The following is a 22,325-nucleotide window of genomic DNA, read 5'->3' as shown; positions in this document are numbered from 1 at the left end:
GCCAGGCTGCCGCTCATCACGGCGCTGCCACTGGCGACGACGCGGAAGTCGCTGCTGCCGGCACGGGCGATGGCCAGTTGCCAGCTTTCGAGGTTGCTGTCCTGCACGCTGCCAAGCAGCGCGGTGGCCGCGGTGATCTGGCGGCCCGACAGCCCCTCGTCCAGCGAGACGACGGGCGCCGCGCTGTCCAGCGGATTGCGCACCTTCAGCAGGCTGCGCGTGGTGCTGACGTAGCCGTCCAGGTCGGTGGCCGTGGCCACCAGCTCGTACAGGCCGCTGGCCGGCGGCGTGAAGACCACGCGGCCACGCGCGTCCAGCGCCACGGCAGCGCCGTTGATGCTGAGGCTGCGGCTGCCCACGGCCGAGAAGGCATCGGCCAGTACGGTGATGGCCACCTGCTGCCCCGGTACCACCGGGAAGCTGGGTGTGAGCGAAACGTTCACGCTCGGCCCCTGCGGCAGCGTGGTGGCACGCAGCGCCAGGCCGCGCTCGGTGACCGACTTGCCGTCGCTCACGCTCACGATCACCAGGTAGTCGCCGGCCTGGCCGGGGCCTGGTCGCCACACGAATTCGCCGGTCTGCGCATCGAGCGTCGCGCCTTCGGGCAGGCCGCGGGCACCGAAGCGCAGGGTCTCGTTCAGGTCGGGGTCGGTGGCGCCGAGCGTGAAGCGCAGGGTCTCGCCCAAGGCGACCTGGTGGTTGGTGAACACCGGCACCGGCGCGCGGTTGACGTCGGCGATGCCCACGCGCACGGCCAGCTGGCTTTCGGCGCCCGCGCCGTCGCGGGCCACGAAGTTGAGCGTGTAGTCGCCCGCCTGGTCGAAGGACGGCGTCCATTCGAAGCGGCCGGTGGCGGCGTCGAAGAAGGCGCCGGCCGGCAGCCGGCCCACGGCGGCATAGGCGACCGCGTCGTTGTCCGGGTCGCCCGCCACCAGCGTGAACTGCAGCAGCTGGCCTTCCTGCCCGCCTAGCGGCGGGATGCCGACGAGGATGGGGGCCCGGTTGGTGTTGTCCACCGTGACGGAGAAGCGGTCGCTCACGCTGGCCGCGCCGTCCGAGACGGTGACCACGATGTCGCGGTACTCGCCCGCCAGGAAATAGTTGGGCGACCAGCGCAGCTGGCCGGTGGCCGCGTCCAGCGTGGCGCCGGGCGGCAGGTTGGTGGCGCTCCAGGTCAGCGCGTCGCCATCACCGTCGCTGGCCAGGGCGGCCAGGTCGACGACGAGGTCCGCACCTTCGGCCACGCGGCGGTCGCCGATGGGCAGCAGCACCGGCGCGGCATTGGCCGCCCGCACGGTGATGGCCACCTGGGCCTGGTCGCGGTTGCCCTGCGAATCGGTGACGGTGATGCCCACGCTGTGCAGGCCGGCCTGGGCCGCGGTGGGCGTCCAGGTGAACACCGCCGTGCCGTAGACCACGCCCGGCTCCAGCGTGGCGCCGTCGGGCAGGCCGCTGGCGGCCAGCGTCAGCGCGTCCTGGTCCATGTCGGTGGCGCGCACCGTGAAGCTGAGCGGCTGGCCGATCACGGCCACCTTGGGCCCGATGACGGCCAGCAGCGGCGGCTCGCTCGCCGACTCGGAATTGATGACGAAGGTGCGCGTGGTGGACAGTGCCAGCGCACTGCCCTGCCCGTCGCCGTCGTCGGTAGCCACCAGCGTGACCACGAAGTCGCCGCGGTCGCGCTCGCCCGGGGCGATGCGAAGCACGCCCGTGCCGGCCGTCGCGCCAGGCACATAGGTGGCGAAGCGCGGCAGGCCCTCGAAGCGGATCGCCAGCGCATTGCCGTCCGGATCGGTGATGGCGATGGGCAGCTCCAGCACCTCGCCCTTCTGCACGGTCTGCGTGCCGAGCTCGGGCAGCACCGGCGCGCGGTTGGCATTGCGCACCACCACCGGCACGGAGACTTCCGTAGCCAGCGGCTGGCCGGTGCCGTTGCCGTCGTCGGTGGCGCGGAAGCGCAGCACGTAGGTGCCGGCCTGGCTGTAGCCGGGCGTCCAGCGCAGCAGCGCGGTCACGGGGTCGAAGCTCGCGCCCTCGGGCAGCGAGAGGGCCTCGTAGCGCACCGTGGGCGCGGGGTTGCCTTCGAGCTCCACCAGCGTTCCGCCAACGGTGCGGTCGGGCGTCACGTAGCCGGGGTTGTCCGGGTCCAGCGCGAAGGCGCGGAAGCTGATCGCCTCCCCTTCCAGCACCGACAGGCCCACCAGGCTGTCGAACACCGGCGCGGCATTGACGTTGGTGACGGTGAAGTCCAGCACTGTCTCGGAGCGCACCTTGCCGTCGCTGGCCCAGATGGCCACCTGCCAGCGGCCCGCCTGGGTGGACGCAGGCGTCCATTCGAAGACGCCGGTGTTGGGGTTCAGGAAGGCGCCGGGCGGCAGGTTGGGGCTGCTGAAGCGCAGTGTGTCGCCGTCCAGGTCTTCGGCCTTCAACGCAATGCGGATGGGGTCGCCCTCGCGCACGGTGCGCGGCGGCACGCCGTCGATCATGGGTGGCGCATTCGCCGGGAGCACCGTGACCTGGAAGGCGCCGACGGTGGTGAGGCGGCCATCGCTGGCCAGCACGCGCAGGTCGCGGTAGACGCCGGCCTGCGCGTAGGTGGGCAGCCACTGGATGGTGCGGCCCACCGGGTCGAACACCATGCCGGGCGGCAGGCCGTCCATGGCGAAGGCGACCGGGTCGCCGTCCACGTCCTGCGCATCCAGCGGGATCTGCAGCAGCTCGCCCTCGCGCAGGGTGTATTCGGCCTGCAGGCCCTGGATGATGGGCGCGCGGTTGCCGCCCGCCACGGTGAGGCCGAAGGACTGGGTGGCCGAGGCGCCGCGCGCATCGACCACGCGCAGCACCACCTGGGCGGCGGCCGGCGTGCCGACCTGCGGCGTCCAGCTCAGGAGGCCGCTGTCGTCGATGCTCATGCCCTGCGGCGCATCGAGCAGCAGGTAGCGCAGGCCGGTGCCGTCGGGGTCCACCGCCTGCACCTGATGGGTGAAGGCCTCGCCCACCTTGGCGGTGGTCGGCGGCGTGCTCTGGATGATGGGCGCCGCATTGGCATAGGGCACGGCATAGATACCGGTGCCCAGCTCGGCCCGCTGGCCGCCGCCGTTGGACAGCGTGACGGTGGTGGCCGTGGTCGACTGGCCCGGCGCCAGGCCGGCGCCGGTCAGGCCCAGGTCCAGCAGCCACAGGCCGTTGGAGGCCGTGGCGCCCAGCGGAATGCCGGCAAAGTACTGCGACGGGTCCAGCACCAGCATCAGCGGCGCCTTGAGGTCGAAGCTGCCGATGTTGGTGACGCGCAGGTCGAAGCTGGTGGTGCCGCTGGCGCGGTCGGAGCGCGTGGCCTCGAAGTCCAGCCGCACATAGGGCGAGAAGTCGCTCACCGCCAGGAAGCCGGTGGTGAAGGCCTCCTGCATGCCCAGGCCCTGGCTGCTGCGCACGCCCGCCTTGACGGTGAGCACCACGGCGCCGGGGTCGAGGTTGTCCACGCGCAGGATGGCCGTGCGGGTGGCGGCGTCCCAGCGGATGCTGCGGATCGCCTGGGCCTGGCCGTCGCGCGTCAGCGTGTAGCTGTCGGGGTTGACCACCGAGCCGGCGGCCGCGGCGCTGGCGGCCTGCATGTCGTGGTCGAAGGTGACGCGGATCTCGCCCATGGGCAGCGGCACCAGCGCGCCCTCGGCCGGGCTGGTGCGCGCCACCTTGGGTGCCACCAGCGGTGCCACCACGTCCACCTGGCTGCCATTGGCCACCAGCAGGCGGCCGTCGCGGGTGGTGAGCAGCTGCTCGGCGCCCGGCCCGCCCGTGGCCAGGGCCACGCTGCGGCGGGTGACGGTGTCCACCATGTACAGGCTGGCGCCGGTGTCGCCCACCCGCTTCTTCGAGGAGACGAAGAGCAGGCCCTCGAACTGCGTGCCCGGCTGGCCGAAGGCGATGGAATCGAGCGCCGCATCGAGCTTGAGCTGCGACTGCGCGCGGCCCTTGCTGTCGAAGCTCAGCAGCTCGCCGCGCTGCGGCCAGCGGCTGCCCCACAGCTTGCCGTCCGGCGCCACGGCCAGGTCGTCCACCCGCGTGTCGCTGAAGTGCGCGAAGCGGCGGGTGACCGGGTCGAAGCGCTCGACGCCGTTGCTGGACGACACGTAGAACACGCCCGCCTTCGCATCGAAGGCCAGGGACTGCGTCAGGCCGTCGCCGTAGCGGTTGCGGATCTGGTAGCTGACCGGGTCCAGCTCCAGCAGTGCGCCGCCGCCGGAGGTGGCCCACAGGCCGCCCTGGCCGTCCCAGGCCAGGTCGTAGATGGGCGTGTCGAGCGTGGTGAGCGGCGCCAGCGCCCGGCCGCCGTCCTGGTCGAACAGGTACAGGCTGCCGCGCGTGCCGCCGCCGCTCACGATGAACTGGCCGTCGGCCCGCTCCAGCAGCGCCAGCGGGCCGATGCCGGCCAGGCTCTGCAGCACGCCGGTGCCGAAGGCCGCGCCGGTGAAGGGCGCCAGCACCTGGGTGAAGAGCGAGGGCGAGGCGGGCTGCAGCGCCGGCACGCCGCGCTCGGCCTGGGTGAACAGCGCATTGGTCGACGGGGTGGCCGTCGGCGCGGGCGGCTCGCCCACGTCCACGGTGGTGCCGCCCACGCTGGGCAGGTTGCCCAGGTTGGTGCTGCTGCCGTCGTCGGGCACGCCGGCCGCGGGCGGTTGCTCGCGGTTGCCGGCGTTGTCGGTGGCCAGGGCCAGGAAGGCATAGGTGTGGCCGGCCTCGCCTTCGTACACGCCCTGCGTGTCGGCGGTCTGGCGCTTCCAGATCTTCCAGCCGGTCTCGCTGCCGGTCGTGGTGTCGCGCACGTACACCGTGACGTGCTTGACGCCCGAGCCGCCGGGCTCGTCCACCGCGCTCCAGCGCACGTCGTAGTCGCCACTGCCGGCCACCAGCTGGGTGGCGGTGAGCGTGGTGACGGGCGCGGCGCCGTCCAGACGGTGGCGCACGGTGTTGGTCTCCACCGGCGCCTGGTTGTCCATCAGCACCCGGGCCGAGGCGTCGATCGACTCGCCCGTGGCGGCGCCGAAGGCGGTCTTCACGGTCCAGGTGACGAAGCCGGCGCCGCCGCCCTGGGCGGTGTCGGGCGGCAGCAGGCCGCGGGTGGCATCGCGCAGCACCTCGCCCGTCTCGGGGTCGATGGCCTGCAGCAGCCAGGTGGCGATGCCGGTGGTGGTGTCGATGCCGGCGCTCACGCGCAGCACGAAGCCGCGCGAGGCCCGCAGGTCGATGTCGGCCTGGTAGTTGGCCCGCTCGCCGGGAATGCTGACCGTGATGTCGCCGATCTTGAGGTCACCCAGGCGGAAGCTGCGCGGCGACAGTGCCGGGTCGAGCTGGGTGACGATGCGCACCTCGTTGGCCGTGGTCTGCGCCTCGTTGCGGAAGGTGACGGTGTAGGGCAGCGCGGTGCCGGCCGGCACCACGCTGTCGGCGCCCTGCCCCTGCGGGCCGCTGATGGCGGCCGCGCCCTGCTGCTGCGCCGCCTGCTCGAAGTACTGCTGCAGCGTCAGCGGCGTGATGCTGCTGTCGGCGATGACCGAGGCGAAGTCCGGCAGTGCCACGTTGGCATCGAAACCCAGCCAGGGCGAGAAGACGTTGAAGGCCTGGAAGTAGGTCGGGTGCGACATGCCCAGGTCGAAGTCCTTGGCCTTGGGCACTTCGGGGATGGGAATGGCGTACTCGCCGCACTCGTCGGACGAGCGCAGGTCCACGCCCGCAAGCGGCGCCTTGGCGCCCGGCGTGTCGCCGTACCACTGGTGCACCTGGGCGAAGAAGGCCGTCAGGCTCGACGGGCTGGCGATGGTGCTGCCCGCCGGGCCCACCAGCACGCCGCTGGCCAGCACCGACATCATGCTCTGCACCTTGGGGTCGCGGCGGATGGGCGGTGCCTCGTCGGCGGGGCGCAGCATGCCGCCCTCCTCCAGCGCGGCCATGTAGGCATTGACCCAGGTGTCGCGGTCGGCCGCCAGGTTGACCAGCGCCGCATTGGGCTTGTTCTTGTTCTGCGGATCGGCGTTGGCCGCCAGCAGTGCCGTGCGCAGGCGGATGGCCTGGGCGGCCTGCATGGCCATGAATTCCTCGCGCGTCAGCGGCGTGGCCGAGGCCATCACGTTGAAGCGGAAGGGAATGAACAGGATGGCGCACTTGTCCGGCACCTCGGCCTGCGGGTTGTCGAAGATCTCCTTCAGGTCGCCGGTGAGCGAGGCCACGCCGCCGGCCAGCGCATCGGCCTTGGCCAGGTCGGGGCGCGCGTCGTAGAGCGCACGCTTGAAGCCTTCGAAGTCGCGGTCGGCCAGCGCCTTCATGCCCGGGTAGGTGGCCACGGTGAAGCTCATGCCCACGTAGCCGCCGGCCGCCACGTCCATGGCGAAGCCGGGCGCCAGCATGTAGCCGCCCTGGTTGACCTCGCTGTCCAGGCTGGACCAGCCCACGTCGCTGCGTGTGCCGTCGGGCGAGCCGCGCACGTTGGAGTTGAAGGTGACGAAGGGCAGGTCGTACACCTTGGCGTTGTCGCCCATCTCGGGGATGCCGAAGGTGAAATAGACGTAGGGCGTGTCGACGTTGGTCAGGCTCTGCAGCGAGATGCCGTACAGCCCCGTCTGCCCCGCGGGCAGCACACGCGGGCCGCCCAGGCCGATGGTCACGTCCGGCTCCATGGCCGTCTCGACCAGGTAGCGGTAGGGCAGCACCGCGGTGCTGCCGTCGGGGTTGGTGACGACCACGTCGTACAGCCCGTGCGGCTGGCCGGTGAGGTCGAAGGTGGCGACGATCTTCGTGGCGTCGATCACCTCGTAGCGGGCCGGCTCCACCTCGGAGATGCCCGGCCGCACCAGCTTGACCAGCGCCCCCGGCTGGAAGCGCGCACCGGTGAGGGTGGCCGTGACCCAGCGGCTGTCGCCGCCCTGGTCCTGGCTGATGTCGGTGATCTGGAAAGGCAGCGCCTTGGCCGTGAGCGTGACCGGCACCTGGGTCTGGCTGCCCGAGCGGCCCTGGATCAGCACGTAGTACTCGCCGGCCGTCGTCGAGGGCACCAGCGCCCGCGGGCTGGCCGACAGCACGTCCTGCGCGCCGACGTCGAAGGCGAAGCCGCTGGCCACGTCGCCGTAGCGCACGTAGAGCTCGTTGGCCGACAGCGCGTCGGCCGAGTCGAGCGCGAACTGCAGCGTCTCGTTGGCACCGACGACGATGCGGAACAGCTTCTGCTCGCCGGGCGACAGCGTGGTCGACAGCGGCACGCCCAGCCGCAGCTCGGGCACGGTGACGGTGATGGGGTCGGCCGAGGCGCGCACGTTGTTGCGCTCGTCCACGCCCTCGTACACCTCGTCGTAGATGTCGGGCCGCACGATGATGCGGTACTGCCCGGCCTTGGCCGGCGGCACCACCGCATCGAGCAGGGCCTGGTAGCTGGCGCCGGCGGCCAAGCCGCCGGTGTGGGCCACGCGGCCCAGCAGCACGTCGCCCAGGTCCCACACGCCGTCGGCCGACAGGTAGACCGAATCGCTCCAGCTGCCCTGCGCATCCACCCCCGAGTCGTTCTTGATGGTGAAGCGGATCGAGGCCTTCTCGCCGCTGGTCAGGCCGCCGTCGACGGCGATGTCGTCCACCACCAGATCGGAGGGCGGGGGCAGCTCGATCAGCACCGGCGCCGCCGAGGCCCGCAGGTTGTTGTTCTCCTTCGTCGACTCGAACACCTTGCCGCGCGGCTCGATGCTGCTGCGGGGCACGTCGGTCTGCACGAAGATGTAGTAGCTGCCCAGCAGCTCGCGCGGCAGGCGCAGCGTGGTGCTGACGTCGTAGCTGCCGCCCGGAGGCAGCACGCCGCGGTGGCTCACGCTGCCCAGGTAGCGGTCGGCATTGGGGTCGAAGAACTCGTCGGCCGACAGGTAGATGCGGTCTTCCCACTCCACGTCGCCCGAAGGCGTGGCGGCGCCGCCGAGGTTGCCCACGGTGTAGTTCACCGTCAGCGACTGGCCGGTGCGCACCCGCTCCTGCGGACTGCCCACGGCCGTCACCTGCAGGTCGGCCGCCGGGCTCAGCTTGACGGTGATGGGCACCACCATCGCGTTGTTGCCCTCGTCGCGGAACTCGGGCACCGCGTCCTGGCCCAGGCGCACCTGGCCCACCTGCACCGGCGAGGCCGTGCCCTCGCCCACCACGCCGCGCACGCTCGCATCGGAGAAGGCGATCAGGTAGAAGGGCCCGTCCGCATCGCCCGGCAGCACGAAGCTGGCGGCGCGCTCGTAGCTCTGGCCGGCGGCCAGCGCGCCATAGCGCGTGAACTCGGCCACCTGCAGGTCGTTCGGGTCCAGCGAGGCATCGCGCGACAGGTAGAGGCGGTCCACCCAGTACTGCTGGCGCGTGTCGCGGGTGCCCTGGTTGGCCACGGTGAAGCTGACGTTCACCGTCTGGCCCGAGCGCAGCTCGCCGCTGGGCAGCTGCAGGGCCGAAATGCGCAGGTCCGGCTCGCGGTAGGTGACCGGGATGTCGCCACGGCCCAGGTTGTTGGTGCCGCCCGCGGCCTCGAAGGCATGGCTGCCGAAGAAGCTGCGGCTGTCCTCGTTGCTGCCGGCGTCGGCGTCGGGCACCAGGCTGCCGCGGTAGTCGGGGTCGTCCACCACCACGTAGATGAAGTAGTCGCCCCCGATGCCGGCGGGCAGTTGCACCTCGGCGCTGGCGGTGTAGCTCTGGCCCGCACCCAGCCCACCCGCGGCGCTGTGCACCGTGGTGCCCAGGCGGGTGGACGTGGCGAAGCTGAAGGTCGGATAGGCCGAGATCCACACCGTGTCGGCCCACAGGCGCGTGCCGCTCCAGACGGCGGCGCCGTCGTTGCGCACCGTCCAGTTCACCGTGGTCTTCTCGCCCGAGAAGTTCTGCGCCGGCGCCGTGACGGCCACCACCTTCAGGTCGGCCGGCCGGGCCACCACCTCGGCGGCGACGGTGCGGCTGTTGTTGGTCTCGTTCGATTCGGCGAGCGACGGATAGGGATAGCCCACGTCGCTGATCACCGTCACATAGCGGCCCTTGACCGCAGGCGACAGGTCGAACTGCTTCGTCTGCGTGTACTTCTCCAGCGAGAGCAGCTCGCCCGGGCGCTGGAAGGTGCCCAGCGTCCAGACCTTGGCATTGGGGTCGCCCAGGTTGGGCGTGTCGTGCACGAAGACGGTGTCGTACCAGTCGCCGGCGGCGGCGCCCTCGGCGAAGTTCTGCACCGTCCAGCTGACGGTGAAGGGCGCATCGACCGAGCCCGGCTGCGCGGCCGTGGCGCTGGTGGTCACCTCGGTCACGCGCAGGTCGGGCAGCGGCGGCACGGGCGTGCCGATGATGTCGATGGCGCGGGCCTTGTAGTTGTTGCTGTCGGCCTCTTCCGGGTCGTCGTTGTTGATGTTGATGGCCAGCGTGTCCTCGATGACGGCATCGAAGGCATCGGTCCAGGGCGTGATGTAGTAGGTGCCCGAGGCGATCTGCTGCGGGATGCGCACCTTCATCACCACGTCGTAGCTCTCGCCCACGGCCAGCGCGCCGGTGTGGGCCACGGTGCCCAGCAGCACGCCGCCGTTGCCGCCCGGGTTGGGGCGCGTCTTGTCGGTGGTGAGCCAGACCGAGTCGCTCCACTGCGGCTTGTTGGTCACGGCGCTGCCGCGGTTGGTGACGGTGAAGCGCACCTCGATCTCGCCGCCGTAGACGGCCTGGGCCGGCGCCACGACGGAGGACTGGATCTGCCCGTCCACCACGCGGCCCACCAGCAGGTCGGCCTGCGGCTTGGGCTCGACGTAGATGGCGCGCACGGCGTAGTTGTTGGCCTCGTTGGCGCTGGGGTATTCGTCCACGCTGCCGCTGGCGTCGGCGATCACCAGGATGTAGCCCTGGCCGCGGAAGCGCTCGGGAATGACGATGCTGGCGGTGGTGGTCCGGTAGCTGGCGTTCGGGTCCAGCGCCGAGCCGTTGTCGAGCGAGCCGATCAGGATGTCGTCGGCGCCCGGCTTGTCGTCCACCGACAGGTAGACGTTGTCGCGCCAGCGCGGCGTGTCGGTGGCCACAGAGCCGCGGTTGACCACCACGAAGCTCACGCCCGCCGTGGCACCGGCAGAGACACGCTCGGGTGCCTCGATGGTCTGCACCTGCAGGTCGGGCCGGGGCTTGAGCGACAGCGTGAGTGCGTCCTGCGCGCCGGTGGTGTTGTTGGTCTCGCGGGCGCCGCCGAAGACGCCCTCGTACACCGCCGCCGCGGCATCGGTGCCCACCACCACCTGCCAGGCGCCCTCGATGCGGCTGGGCAGGCGGAAGCGCTCGGTGCGCTCGTACTGCTTGCCGGCGTCCAGGCCGTCGGGATAGTCGAAGCTGCCCAGGATGATGGGCGAGGCATTGGCATCGCCCAGCTTGCGCAGCAGCACCACGTCGCGCCAGCCACCCTCGGCCCGGGCTTCGCCCTGGTTGGCCACCACCCAGCGGATGGCGATGGTGTCGCCCTCCACCGCGGCGGTGGGCGCGCCCACGGCGGTGACGACCAGATCGGGCGCGGGCGCCAGTGCCACCTGCACCGGGCCGGCCACGCGCGTGTTGTTGCCACCGAAGATGAACTCGTAGGCACCACCGGTCTGCACGCCCACGTAGACGGGGCCCGAATAGCCGTCGGGCACGCGCACCCCGGCGCTGCGCTGGTAGGCGCCGTCGGCGGCCAGCACGCCCAGGTGGTCGACGCCTGCCGTGGCGATGCGGTTGCGGCCCTCGGCATCGGTGCTGAGGAACAGCAGGTCGGTCCAGCCTTCGGTGTCGGTGCGGCCGATGCCCTTGTTGGTCACAGTCCAGGTGGCCTGCAGCAGCTGGCCCGAGCGGGCGTCCGTCGGCGCATCCAGCGCCGTCACCTGCAGGTCCGCATAGGGCCGGGGCATGGCGTCCATCGGCGCCGGCGCGGCGGCGGTGTTGTTGGCCTCGGCTCCGTTTTCGAACACCTGCGCGGTCGAATCGGCCCGCACCTCGACGCGGTAGCGGCCGCTGGTGCCGGCGGGCAGGAAGATCGTCTCGCTGCGCTGGTAGCTCCTGCCCACCGCCAGCGCGCCGTCGTGGTCGTAGCGGCCGAGCACGGTCTCGGCACCGGTGATGGTGTCCACCGCCACCACGCTGTCCACCCAGTGGCTGATGCGGCCCGCGCCGGTGCCCTGGTTGGTGACCGTCCACCCCACGGTGATGCGGCCGGGGTCGCCGATGATCTGCGCGGGCGCGCTGACGTTGCTCACCACCAGATCGGCATAGGGCGCGAGCGTGATCGCCACGGCGCTGGCGCGCGTGTTGTTGTCCTCGGCGTTGAACTCAGCCACAGCATTGCCGGCGTCGGCCACCGCGATGACGAACCAGTCGCCCGAGAGCTCCAGCGGCAGCGTCAGGTCCAGCGCATCGGTGTAGGCCTCGCCCGGGGCCAGGCTGCGGCTCTGGGCCGATTCGCCCAGCAGCACGTCGCCCGCGCCCAGCACGGCGTCGCGCGAGAGGTAGTAGCGGTCCATCCAGGCGCCGGAGACCGGCGCGCTGCCGGCGTTGCGCACCTCGCGCGTCACGCGCACCACGTCGCCCGAGCGGGCCGCGGCCGGCACGTCCAGCGCGCTCACCACCAGGTCGCGGTGGGTGAGCGTGATGGGCGCATCGGCGCTGTTGTTGGCCTCGCGCCGGCCCTCGTAGACCTGGCCGTCGGCATCGCTGACGACCACGATGCGCAGGGCGCCGTCGGCGCGCAGCGGCAGCGCCACGTCGAGGCTGAGATCGATCTGCGCGCCGGCCGCCAAGGCGGTGGTGTGGCGCAGCACGCCCAGCAGCTGGGCGTTGGTGAGGCTGCCGTCGGTGCTCAGGTAGACGCGGTCGATCCACGGCCCGCTGGCCGTGGCCTCGCCGGTGTTGGCCAACGTCCAGGCCACGGTGACGGTGCTGCCCACGGGCGCGGTGTCGGCCACGCGCACGGCCGAGACGGCGAGGTCGGGCGACGGCGTGGGCGTGAGCGTGGTCACGGCCAAAGCCGCGGTGGCGTTGTTGGCGCCGCCCTGCTCCACCAGCGCGTCCTCGGCATCGGTGACCACCAGCAGCCGGTAGTTGCCGGTCAGCTCGAAGGGCAGGCCCACCTGCTGGCGCACGCTGTAGTTCTGGCCCGCCGCGAGCGGGCCGCTGCGCACGAAGGAGCCCAGCAGCACGTCGCCCGCATCGAGCCGGTCGTCGGAGGAAAGGTAGACGGCGTCCTTCCAGGTGCCGTTGGCCGTGGTCTCGCCCTGATTGCGCACGCGCCAGGAGACTTCCACCGGCTGGCCGCTGCTGGCCGTGGCCGGGGCGGAGACCAGTTCCACCACCAGGTCGGGCGCGGGCGATGTCAGCGCCAGGCTGCGCACGGCCGTGTTGTCGGCGCGGGTGTCGGGCTCGGCCAGCACGTTGCCGCTGTCGGTGCGCACGAAGAGCGACACATTGCCCTGCAAGAGCGGCAGCGTGATGTCGCGCGTCTCCACATAGCTCTGGCCCACGGCCAGGCCAGTGGCACGGCTCACGATGGCCAGCACGCGGTCGTCGGCATTGCCGAGGATGGCGTCGGTGCTCAGCACGATCTGGTCGGCCCAGCCGCCGGCCGCGTCGGCGCCGCCGCGGTTGGCCACCGTCCAGCTGACGGAGATGGTGTTGCCGCCACGGCCGCTGTCGGGCGCGGTCCACGACTCGACCCGCAGGTCGGCGTAGTTGCGCAGCTGCGCCGTGAACTGGAGCGTGGCGCCGTTGTTGCCCTCGGCGTACTCGCCGGTTGCGTTGTATTCGCGGAAGGTGTCGGCGCCGTTGGCCGCCGAGTCGGCGATCACCTGCACCTGGATGCGGCCGGCGCCGCGCACGCCCGAGGGCAGCGTGAAGCTGGCCTGCCGCGCCAGCGCGCCGCCCGCGGCCAGCGGCGCATTGCCGGGCAGCGTCGGGTCGTAGGCGACGGCGGTGTTCACCAGCGTCTCGCCGGTGTCGAGGTTGCGCACGATCAGCCGGTCGTTCCAGCTGCCGGCGGTGGCGGCGGCGCCGCCGTTGCGCTCGGTCCAGCGCACGGTGACGGTGTCGCCCGAGCCCGGGGCGGCGGGCACCACGGCGAGGTCCTGCACCGACAGGTCGACCGACGACGTGAGGGCCAGCGTGGCGCCGTTGTTGTTGGCGGCATTGCCGGCGGCGTTGTTCTCGAACACGGCGTCGGACACGTCGGCCACCACGCTGAATTCGAAGCGGCCCAGCCCGGCCGCGCCGGCAGGCCAGCTGAAGGTGGTGCTGCGCGCGCGCTCGGCCGCGGCGGCCAGCGGTCCGTCGGCGGCCAGGGTGTGGGGCACGTCGCGCAGCAGCAGCACGGCGCCGGTGTCCAGGTCGCGCACCTGCAGGCGGTCGGTCCAGCCCGCATTGGCCGCACCGTCGCCGGTGTTGGCCACCTTCCAGCGCACGGTGACGCTGGCGCCGGCCGCGAAGGCACCGGCCGGCTCCACGGCCAGGTCGCGCACCTGCAGGTCGGGGTAGGCCACCAGCTGCGAGACGGCGGTCTGCGTGAGCTGGTTGTTGGCCTCGCCGCGGGCGGCGCCGCCGGCTTCTTCCACCCTGTTGGCCACGTCGGTGGCCACCTCGAAACGCAGGTTGCCCGCGCCGGCATTGCCGGCCGGCAGCGTCAACGTGACGCTGCGGCTGCGCGACTGGCCCGGCTGCAGGGCGGCCGGGTTGGCGCCCAGGTCCGCGTAGTCGACCAGCACATTGCCCACGGCCTGGTTGCGGTCGAGGTTGCGCACGATCAGCCGGTCCTGCCAGAGGCCGGTGGCCGGTTGGTCGCCGTCGTTCAGCACTTCCCAGCTGACCGTCACGCGGCCGCCGGATTGCAGCGTGCCGCCTTCGGGCACCACCGTGATGTTGCGCACCACCAGGTCGGGGCCGGGCACCGCGGGCTCGCCGCCCACGCTGATGGGCACGTCCTGCGAGCGCGGGGCCGGCTGCACGTTGACCTGGTAGCTGGCGGTGCCGTTGACGTAGTAGCGGCCTTCGACCAGCAGCGTGTAGGTGCCGGTGTAGGCCAGGTCCATCGCGGCCACATCCGAGAGGCCCGCGATCCACACCTGCCGGCCGTAGGGGTCGAGCAGCCGCCAGCGGCTGTCGCCGCCCGTCGCGCTGATGGCGTCGAAGAAGAAGCGCTCGCCCGCCTGCGCGGTGAATCGATACATCTGCGTCTGCGTCGCCGGGTCCAGCGTGCCGCCGACGGCGGTGCCGGGCGTGAGCGGCGTGGCCTGGGCCAGGTCGAGCAGGCGGAAGGCGGCCGTGCCGGTGCCCTCGCCTGCGCCCTGCAGCGTGAACTCGTATTCGCCGGGCGGTAGCACGAAGAGGCTCAGGCCGTCGGCCGAGTCGGTGCTGTAGAGCCGGCGCTGGTCGACCAGCAGGCCCTGCGGGCCCTTGAGCGACCAGCTCAGGTTGTCCGCATAGGCCAGCAGGTCCACGTACACGGACCTGGCCTCGGCCAGCGAGAAGGTGAAGACCTGCCGGTCGCCGGCCTGGGCGATGCTGCCCTCGAAGCGGCTGCCCAGCGCGATCGCCTGCCGGCCCAGGTTCAGCTTGTTGAGCCGGAAGCCGTAGGTGCTGGTGCCGGTGGTGCCCGGCCAGCTTTCGACCACCAGCGTGTAGCGGCCGGCCTGCGCCAGCGTGAAGGGGCCGGAATCGCCGAAGCCCGCCGGCCCGCGCACCACGCGGCCCTGCGGGTCGAGCAGGCGCCAGTTGGTGTTGCCGTCGTTGTTGGCCAGCACGTCGAAGTACCAGCTGTCGCCCGCGGCGGCATCGAAGCGGTAGAGGTCGGCCCCCGCGCCCGGGGTGCGGCTGCCCTGCACCGCCGTGCCGATGTCCAGCGCCTGGGCGCCGGCCAGGTCGCGCAGGCGGAAGGCATAGGCGCCGGTGGTGTCGCCGTCGCCCTGCACCGTGAGGGTGTAGTCGCCGGCAGCGAGCTTCAGCACGCCGGGGCCCGAGTACCAGTCGCTGCCCGAGAAGGCGATGCTGCTGGCCACCGTGCCCTGCGGGCCGGTGAGGGTCCAGCGGATGCTGCCCTGGTTGACGAGGCTGTCGAACAGGTAGCCGCCGGCCTGGGCCAGTGTGAAGGTGTGGCTGCGCTTCTGGCCCGGCTGGGTGAGGCTGGCGCTGACCGTGCTGCCCACCGTCATCGCCTCGGTGGTGTCGGTCACCGCATGCACGGTGAAGACCGAGCTGGCGGTGCCGCCGACGTAATAGCGGCCTTCCACCAGCAGCGTGTAGCGGCCGGTCTGCGTGAGCACCAGCGACTGGTCGCTGCCGCGCCAGGCCGGGCCCCACACGGGCTGACCCTGCGGGTCGAGCAGGCGCCAGTAGGTGTCGCCGCCGCCGCCGTCGGTGGCATCGAAGAAGTAGCGCTGGCCGGCCGTCGCGTCGAAGGCCAGGGCCTGCGTGCCGTTGGCCGGGTTGAGGGTGACGGTGGTGGACTGGCCCGGCGTCAGCGCCGTGGCCTGGCCCAGGTCGAGCAGGCGGAAGGCGTAGTCGCCGGTGACGCTGCTCACGGCCGAGATGCGCAGCCGGTAGGTGCCCGCGGGCAGGTCGATGGCCGCGCGCGGGCCGCCGTCGTACGAATCGGCATAGAGGGCGGTGAGCGGCACCTCTTCGCCGCGCGGGCCGTCCAGGCGCCAGCGGAAGGCGGTGTTGGTGCTCAGGCCGTCGAGCAGCACCCGCGTGGGCGCGGCCAGCGTGAACAGGTGGTCGGTCGTGCCGTTCGCGGCGGTGATGCTGCCCGTGACGGTGTCGCCCAGGCCGAAGGCCGTGCCGGTGAGCGTCTCGGGCGGCGTCTGCGCCGTGCGGCGCACGGCCAGGCCCAGCGTGGTGCTGCCGCTCTGGCCGGGCTGGCCTTCGAGCAGCAGCGTGTAGCGGCCGCCAGTGGCCAGCGTGAGGTTGCGGTCGTTGAAGCCCTCGGGGCCCATCACGAGCACGCCGGTGGGGCCGTACAGGCGCCAGCGCAGGTCGGCATTGGTGGGCGACAGGCTCAGGCGGTCGAGCGTGATCTGGTCGCCGGCCTGTGCCTCGAAGCCGCGCAGCGCCGTGCCGTTGGCCGGGTCCAGCGTGACGGTGCTGTCGGTGTCCAGTGCCAGCGCGGGGGCGCTGGCCAGGTCGAGCAGGCGGAAGGCATAGTCGCCCACCGCGTCGCCGTCGCCATCGACCACCAGCCGGTAGTCGCCGGGTGCCAGGGCCAGCAGCGTGCTGCCGCCGATGTTGCCCGCGTCGCTGCCCAGGAAGCTGCGCGAGGAGACAGACGTGGGCCCTTCCAGCGACCAGCGCAGGTTGTTGCGGCTGCTGAGCGAATCCATCACCAGGCGGCTGGCCGCACCGAGGCTGAAGGTGTGGACCTGCCGCTGGCCCGGCGCGCCGATGCTGCCGTTGACGGTGTCGCCCACGGCCATGGCCTGGCTGCCGTCCTGCACCGGCAGCACGGCGAAGCGCTGCGTGGTAGCGGTGGTGGCATCGGCCCGCTCTTCCAGCACCAGCGTGTAGCGGCCGGTGGCCGTCAGCTTGGTGACGTCGACGTCGTCGAAATTCTGTGGGCCCCACACGCGCCGGCCGTCCGGGCCGTAGAGGCGCCACGCCACGCTGCCGCCCGTGCTGGCGAGTGCATCGAAGAAGTACGACTGCCCGGCCGTGCCGTCGAAGCCGAACAGCGTCGCCTGGTTGGGCGCAGTGCGCACCGTCTCCACCGTGCTGCCCAGCGCGAGCGCCTGCGCGCCCGCCAGGTCGAGCAGGCGGAAGCCGAAGTCGCCCGTGGTGTCGCCGTTGCCGAAGACGCGCAGCGTGTAGCGGCCGGCCGTGAGGTTGAGCGCGTCGATGCTGCTGTACCAGTCGCTGTCGCTGAAGGCGCGCGAATCGACCAGCAGGCCGCCGGGGCCGTCCAGGCTCCAGCGCAGGTTGCCGCTGTAGCTGAGGCTGTCCATCAGCAGCCGGGCATCGGCGGCGAGGTCGAAGGTGTAGGCCTGGGTCTGGCCGGGCTGCGTCAGCCGGCCGGCGACGGTCTGGCCCAGCGTCAGGGCCTGGCTGCCGTCGGTGACCGCCTGGACGGTGAAGGCATAGGTGGCATCGGCGGTGTAGCCGCTCCAGCCTTCCACCAGCAGGGTGTAGCGGCCCGGCGCGTCGAGCGTGAGGGCGCGGTCGCCGAAGGTGTCGGTGCCCCAGACGGCGCGGCCGTAAGGGTCGATCAGGCGCCAGCGGGTGCTGCCCTCGCTGTTGGCCGTGGTGTCGAAGAAGTAGCGGCCGGGCGTGGCCACGTCGAACCGCCAGGCATCGGCGGCGTTGCCGGGCGTGCGCTTGCCGCTGACGGCGGTGCCGACCTCGATGGGCGTGGCCTGCGCCAGGTCAAGCAGGCGGAAGGCGAAGTCGCCCAGCGTGGCGCCGTCGCCCGCCACGGTGAGGGTGTAGTCGCCCGCCACCAGGTCGAGCGCGCCGGGGCCGTAGGCCCAGTCGCTGCTTTCGAAGGTCTGGTCGCTGGCCACCGTGCCCTTCGGGCCAACAAGGCTCCAGCGGATGCTGCCGTTGCGCGTCAGGCTGTCGAAGAACAGGCGCTGGTCCTGCGACAGGGTGAAGGTGTAGCGCTGCTTCTGGCCCGGCGACGCGATGCTGCCGCTGATGGTCTGGCCGAGCCCGGCCAGCGCCTGGGTGGCGTCCTGCACGCGGTACGGAATGAAACGGTAGGTGGCATCGGCCGTGCTGCCGGGCCAGCTGTCCACCAGCAGGGTGTAGCGGCCGCTGGCCGTGAGCACCGTCGGGCCCATGTCGCCCAGGCCCTGCGGGCCCCAGACGGTCTGGCCGTAGGCATCGATCAGCCGCCAGGTGCTGTTGCCGTCGCTGTTGGCCAGCAGGTCCAGGAAGAGGCGGTCGCCCGCCTGGGCATCGAAGCGCCAGGCCTGGGCGGCATTGCCGGGCGAGCGGCTGCCGTCCACCGCCACGCCCGACTGCAGCTCGCCGGCCTGGGCCAGGTCGAGCAGGCGCAGGCCGTAGTCGCCGGTGGTGGCGCCCACGCCGTCGACCGTGAGGGTGTAGCTGCCCGCGGGCAGCAGCAGCGCGCCAGGGCTGTAGTACCAGTCGCTGCTGCTGAAGGCAGTGCTGCCCACCACTGGCCCACGCGGCCCGGTGAGCGACCAGCGCAGGTTGCCGTTGTTGGTGCGGCTGTCGAAATACACCAGCGTCTCGGCCGCGACCTCGACGGTGTAGACGTCGCGCTCGCCCAGTTGGTCGATGCGGCCGGCCACGGCCTCGCCCAGACCCAGGCTGGCCGCGTTGTCGGCCGCCGGCAGCACGTTGAAGCGGAAGGCCGCCATGCCCGTCTGGCTGGAATAGCCATCCACGATCAGCGTGTAGCGGCCCGCCAGCGCCAGCGTCGTGACGTCCACGTCGCTGCCCAGGTCGGTCGGGCCCCACACGGTGCGGCCGTAGGGATCGACCAGCCACCAGTTGCCGTTGCCATCGCCCTGCTGGGCGTCGAAGTAGAAGCGCTGGTCGGCCTGCGCGTCGAAGGCCAGCAGCACGGCGCCCGAGGCCGGGGCGCGCTGGCCGCTGAAGGCGGTGCCGGGCACGACGGACTGCGCCGTGGCCAGGTCCAGCAGGCGGAAGGCGAAGTCGCCCGTGCCACCATCGCCGCGGCCGTCGACGACCAGCTGGTAGTCGCCGGCCTGCAAGTCGAACACGCCCGGGCCGTAGTAGCCATCGCCGTAGTCGAAGCTCTGGTCCGCCAGCGTCTGGCCGACGCCGTCGAGCAGGCGCCAGCGCAGGCCCGAGCCGGCCAGGGCGTCGAGGTAGAGCTGGCGTTCGCGGTCCAGACTGAATTCGTAGATGCGACGCTCGCCCGGTGCGGCGACGCTGCCGTCCACGCGCTCGCCCAAGGTCAGGGGCGCGGTCTGGTCGCGCGCGGCATGCAGGGCGAACTGCACTTCGCCGGAGGGGGCGCCCTCCTGGTAATAGCCTTCGATGGCCAGGATGTAGCGGCCGGTGGCGGTGAGCGCGATGTCGCCCGCGTCGTAGTAGCCGTACTGGTAGCTGCGCACCAGGTGGCCCAGCGGATCGAACAGCCGCCAGTAGGCCCCCACCGTCACGCGCTGGGCGTCGTAGAACAGCCGGTCGCCCTCGGCGGCGTCGAAGGCATAGAGCGCCGTCGCGTTGGCGGGCTGCAGCGTGGCGGTAACGCTCTGGCCCAGCGTCAGGTCCTGCGCCTGGGCCACGTCCAGCAGCCGGAAGGCGAAATCGCCGGTGGCGCCGTTGCCCGAGACACGCAGGCGGTAGGTGCCGGGCAGCACCAGCGCCACGGCCTCCTGGTCGCCGGCGTAGTAGGAGTCGCTGTACCCGAAGTCGCGCACGGGCGACTCCTCGCCGCGCGGGCCGTCGAGCTGCCAGCGGAAGCCCCAGTTCTGGGTGAGCCCGTCGAACAGCAGGCGCGTGGGCTGGGCGATGGTGAAGACGAAGTCGCGCACATCGCCCGGGCTGGCCAGGCTGCCGGTGACCGTGCCGCCCAGGTCGATGGCCTGGCCGGTCAGCGCCTCGGGCGGCGTGTTGTCCTGCGTCACCAGCTGGAAGGCGTAGCTCGACGGATCGGTGGCGTAGTAGGGGCCATCGGTCAGCAGCACGTAGCGGCCCGTGGCCTGCAGCTCGACGTCCTGCGTGTAGAAGCCGGCCGGGCCGAAGACAGGCCGGCCGCTGGGGTCGATGAGCCACCAGTTGGGGGCGGTGCCCGTGCTGCTCAGCGGCGTGAAGCGCACCCGGTCGCCGGCCTGGGCGTCGAAGGCGAAGCGCTGCAGCTCGGTGCCCTGGTCGAGGTCGGCAACGCCCTTGCCTTCGGCGTCCAGCGCGGTGGCGGTGGCCAGGTCGAGCAGCCGGAAGTCGAAGCGGCCGGCGGTGTCACCGTCGCCATCGAGGGTCAGCACATAGTCGCCAGCTGCCAGGTTGAGCACCTGCGGACCGTCGTCGCGCAGCGAACGCGGCGCCATGACCGTGCCGGCGGCGCTGTCCACGCGCCAGCGGATGCCGCTCGCTTCGGCATCGATGCCATCCAGCACGAAGCTGCCGGCGGTGTCCACGCGCAGGGTGAAGCGCTGCTTCTGGCCGGGCATGGCGAGGGCGCCGCTGACCCGCTCGCCGACCGCCAGCGCCCGCTCTTCGTCCAGCACCTTGCGCACCGCGAAGGTGGCGCGGCTGATGCCCGTGGCCCAGGAACGGCCTTCGAGCAGCAGGGTGTAGACGCCCGCCGTGCCCAGCTCCAGCGTGTCCACGTCCTGCCAGAAGCCGGTCGGCCCGAAGATCAGCCGGCCCAGCGGGTCGATCAGGCGCCAGACGACATCGTTGCCCGAGCGGCCCAGGCTGTCGAAGAACAGACGCTCGCCGGCACCCGCCTGGAACTGGAAGGCCTGGGTCTCGCGGGCCACGCCCAGCACGGCCTCGACCTCGGTGTCCAGCGTCAGGGCCTGCGCCGCCGCCAGCGGCAGCAGGCGGAAGGCGAAGTCCTGCGCCTGGTCGCCGGTGCTGCGCACCCGAAGCGTGTAGTCGCCTGCGGGCAGCGCGAGCACGCCGGGGCCCTGGTCGGCATCGCTGCCGTCGAAGCGGCGGTCGGCGACCACGCTGCCGCGCGGGCCGCTGAGGCTCCAGCGCAGGCTGCCGTTGTTGCTCAGGCTGTCGAAGTACAGGCGCTGGGCGCTGCCGAGCGTGAAGCGGTATTCGACGACCTGGCCGGGCGTGTCCAGGCGCCGGGCGATGGCGCCTTCCACCGCCGCGACCAGGCTCGCCTGCGGCGCGCCGGCCGTGGCCACGGTGTTGACCAGCTGGTCGCCGCCCTCTTCGGCGAAGCGCAGGTTGAGCACCAGGCCGGCCTGGGTGCCGTCCAGCGCCGCGCCCATGCTGGCGACGATGTCCTCGTTGCTGCGCGCCACCGACCAGACCCGCAGGTCGTGCACCGCGCCCACCAGCCCGCCGTAGGAGGCGTCGCCTTCCACCGGATAGCCGATGGTCAGCGGCTTGCCGCTGCTGTCGATGGCGTCGCCGCCGCGCACGTCGGCGCTGGCGCGCTCCACGCCATCGACCAGCACGCGCATGCGCCCCGCGTCGCGGTCGACGACGGCCGCGATGTGGTGCCAGGTGCCGGTGTCGATCACGCCACCCTCGGTGGTGGCGACCTGCTCGCCGCCGTCGTAGGTGCTCAGGTGCACGGCGCCGTCATAGCGCAGCCAGATCGAATAGGTGCGCTCGCCGAGGGCGCCGGTGCCCTTGTGGATGAGCGGCGTCCAGGTGGCGTCGAAGCGGTCGACCCGCACCCAGGTCTCCATCGTCACCGTGCGCCGCAGGTCGAGCGAGGCATCGACGTCCGCACGCACCTGCTGCAGCCCGTTGAGCTGCAGGGCGCTGCCGGTGTCGACCGGGACCCGCTGAGCGGCCATGCCCTGGGCCTCACCCGGCACCAGCGGCTGCTCCTTCGCGTCCTGCACGGCATGGAGCTGGAAGCGGTAGTCGATCGGCGTGGTCTGCCAGCTGCGGCCCTCGACCAGCAGGGTGTAGCTGCCGTCGTAGGGCAGCTCGATGCGGCCGATGTCGTCACCGAGGTAGCGCACGTTGCCCAGGTTGCGGCCGAAGGGGTCGATCAGCCGCCAGCTGGCGTCGCCGCCGCTCATGGACTGCATGTCCAGGAAGATCGACTGGCCGGCGGTTCCGGCGAAGGAGAAGGCGTCGGTCTCGTTGCCCGGGTCCAGCCGGCCGCTGGCCTGCGCGCCCATCTGCAGCGGTGTGGCCTGGGACAGGTTCAGCAGCCGGAAGGCATAGGCGCCGGTGGTGTCGCCCACGCCGCGCACCGACAGCGTGTAGTCGCCGGGCCGCAGGCTCATGGCCACGTCGCCGCCGACGTCGTAGGAATCGCTGTTGCTGAAGGCCCGGTCGTCGACCAGGTTGCCGCTGGGGCCCTGCAGCGTCCAGCGCATGTTGCCGTTGGACGTGAGCGAGTCGAAGACGACCCGCACGTCCTGCGCGACGGTGAAGCTGTAGCGGTCGACCTCGCCGGCCACGTCCAGGTTGCCGTCCACGCGCGGCACCACCGGATCGGCCGCCAGCAGCACGCGCGGCTCGAAGGATTCGAAGGTGGGCCGCGTGGCCACCGCGGCGGCGGGCGCGCGGCGCACGGTTCGCAGGCCCCGGCCCGCGAGGACCTCGCGGATGCGCTGCGTGAGCATGCGCAGCGCCGGTACCGGTTCTGCCCGTTCGGGAGTGCCGCCGCTGCGCGCACGCCCGTTGTCCTGCCCACCCTTGCCCTTGACGCGCGTGTCCAT

At 72.1% G+C, this 22,325-nt stretch carries 1 protein-coding gene (running past one end of the window); it reads right to left on the bottom strand.

Features of this window, described 5'->3' with window-relative positions:
• Positions 1-22,325: the 5' portion of an Ig-like domain-containing protein gene (locus BXA03_RS00310; RefSeq protein ID WP_076503210.1), read on the bottom strand. 14,302 nt of this gene lie to the left of the window's left edge; 22,325 of the gene's 36,627 nt are visible here — the first part of the coding sequence; the start codon lies at positions 22,323-22,325; its stop codon lies beyond the left edge, outside the window.

Source organism: Pseudacidovorax sp. RU35E, assembly GCF_900156165.1.
In the GTDB taxonomy this organism is placed as follows: domain Bacteria; phylum Pseudomonadota; class Gammaproteobacteria; order Burkholderiales; family Burkholderiaceae_C; genus Xenophilus.
This window is presented reverse-complemented; position numbering and strand designations above follow the sequence as displayed.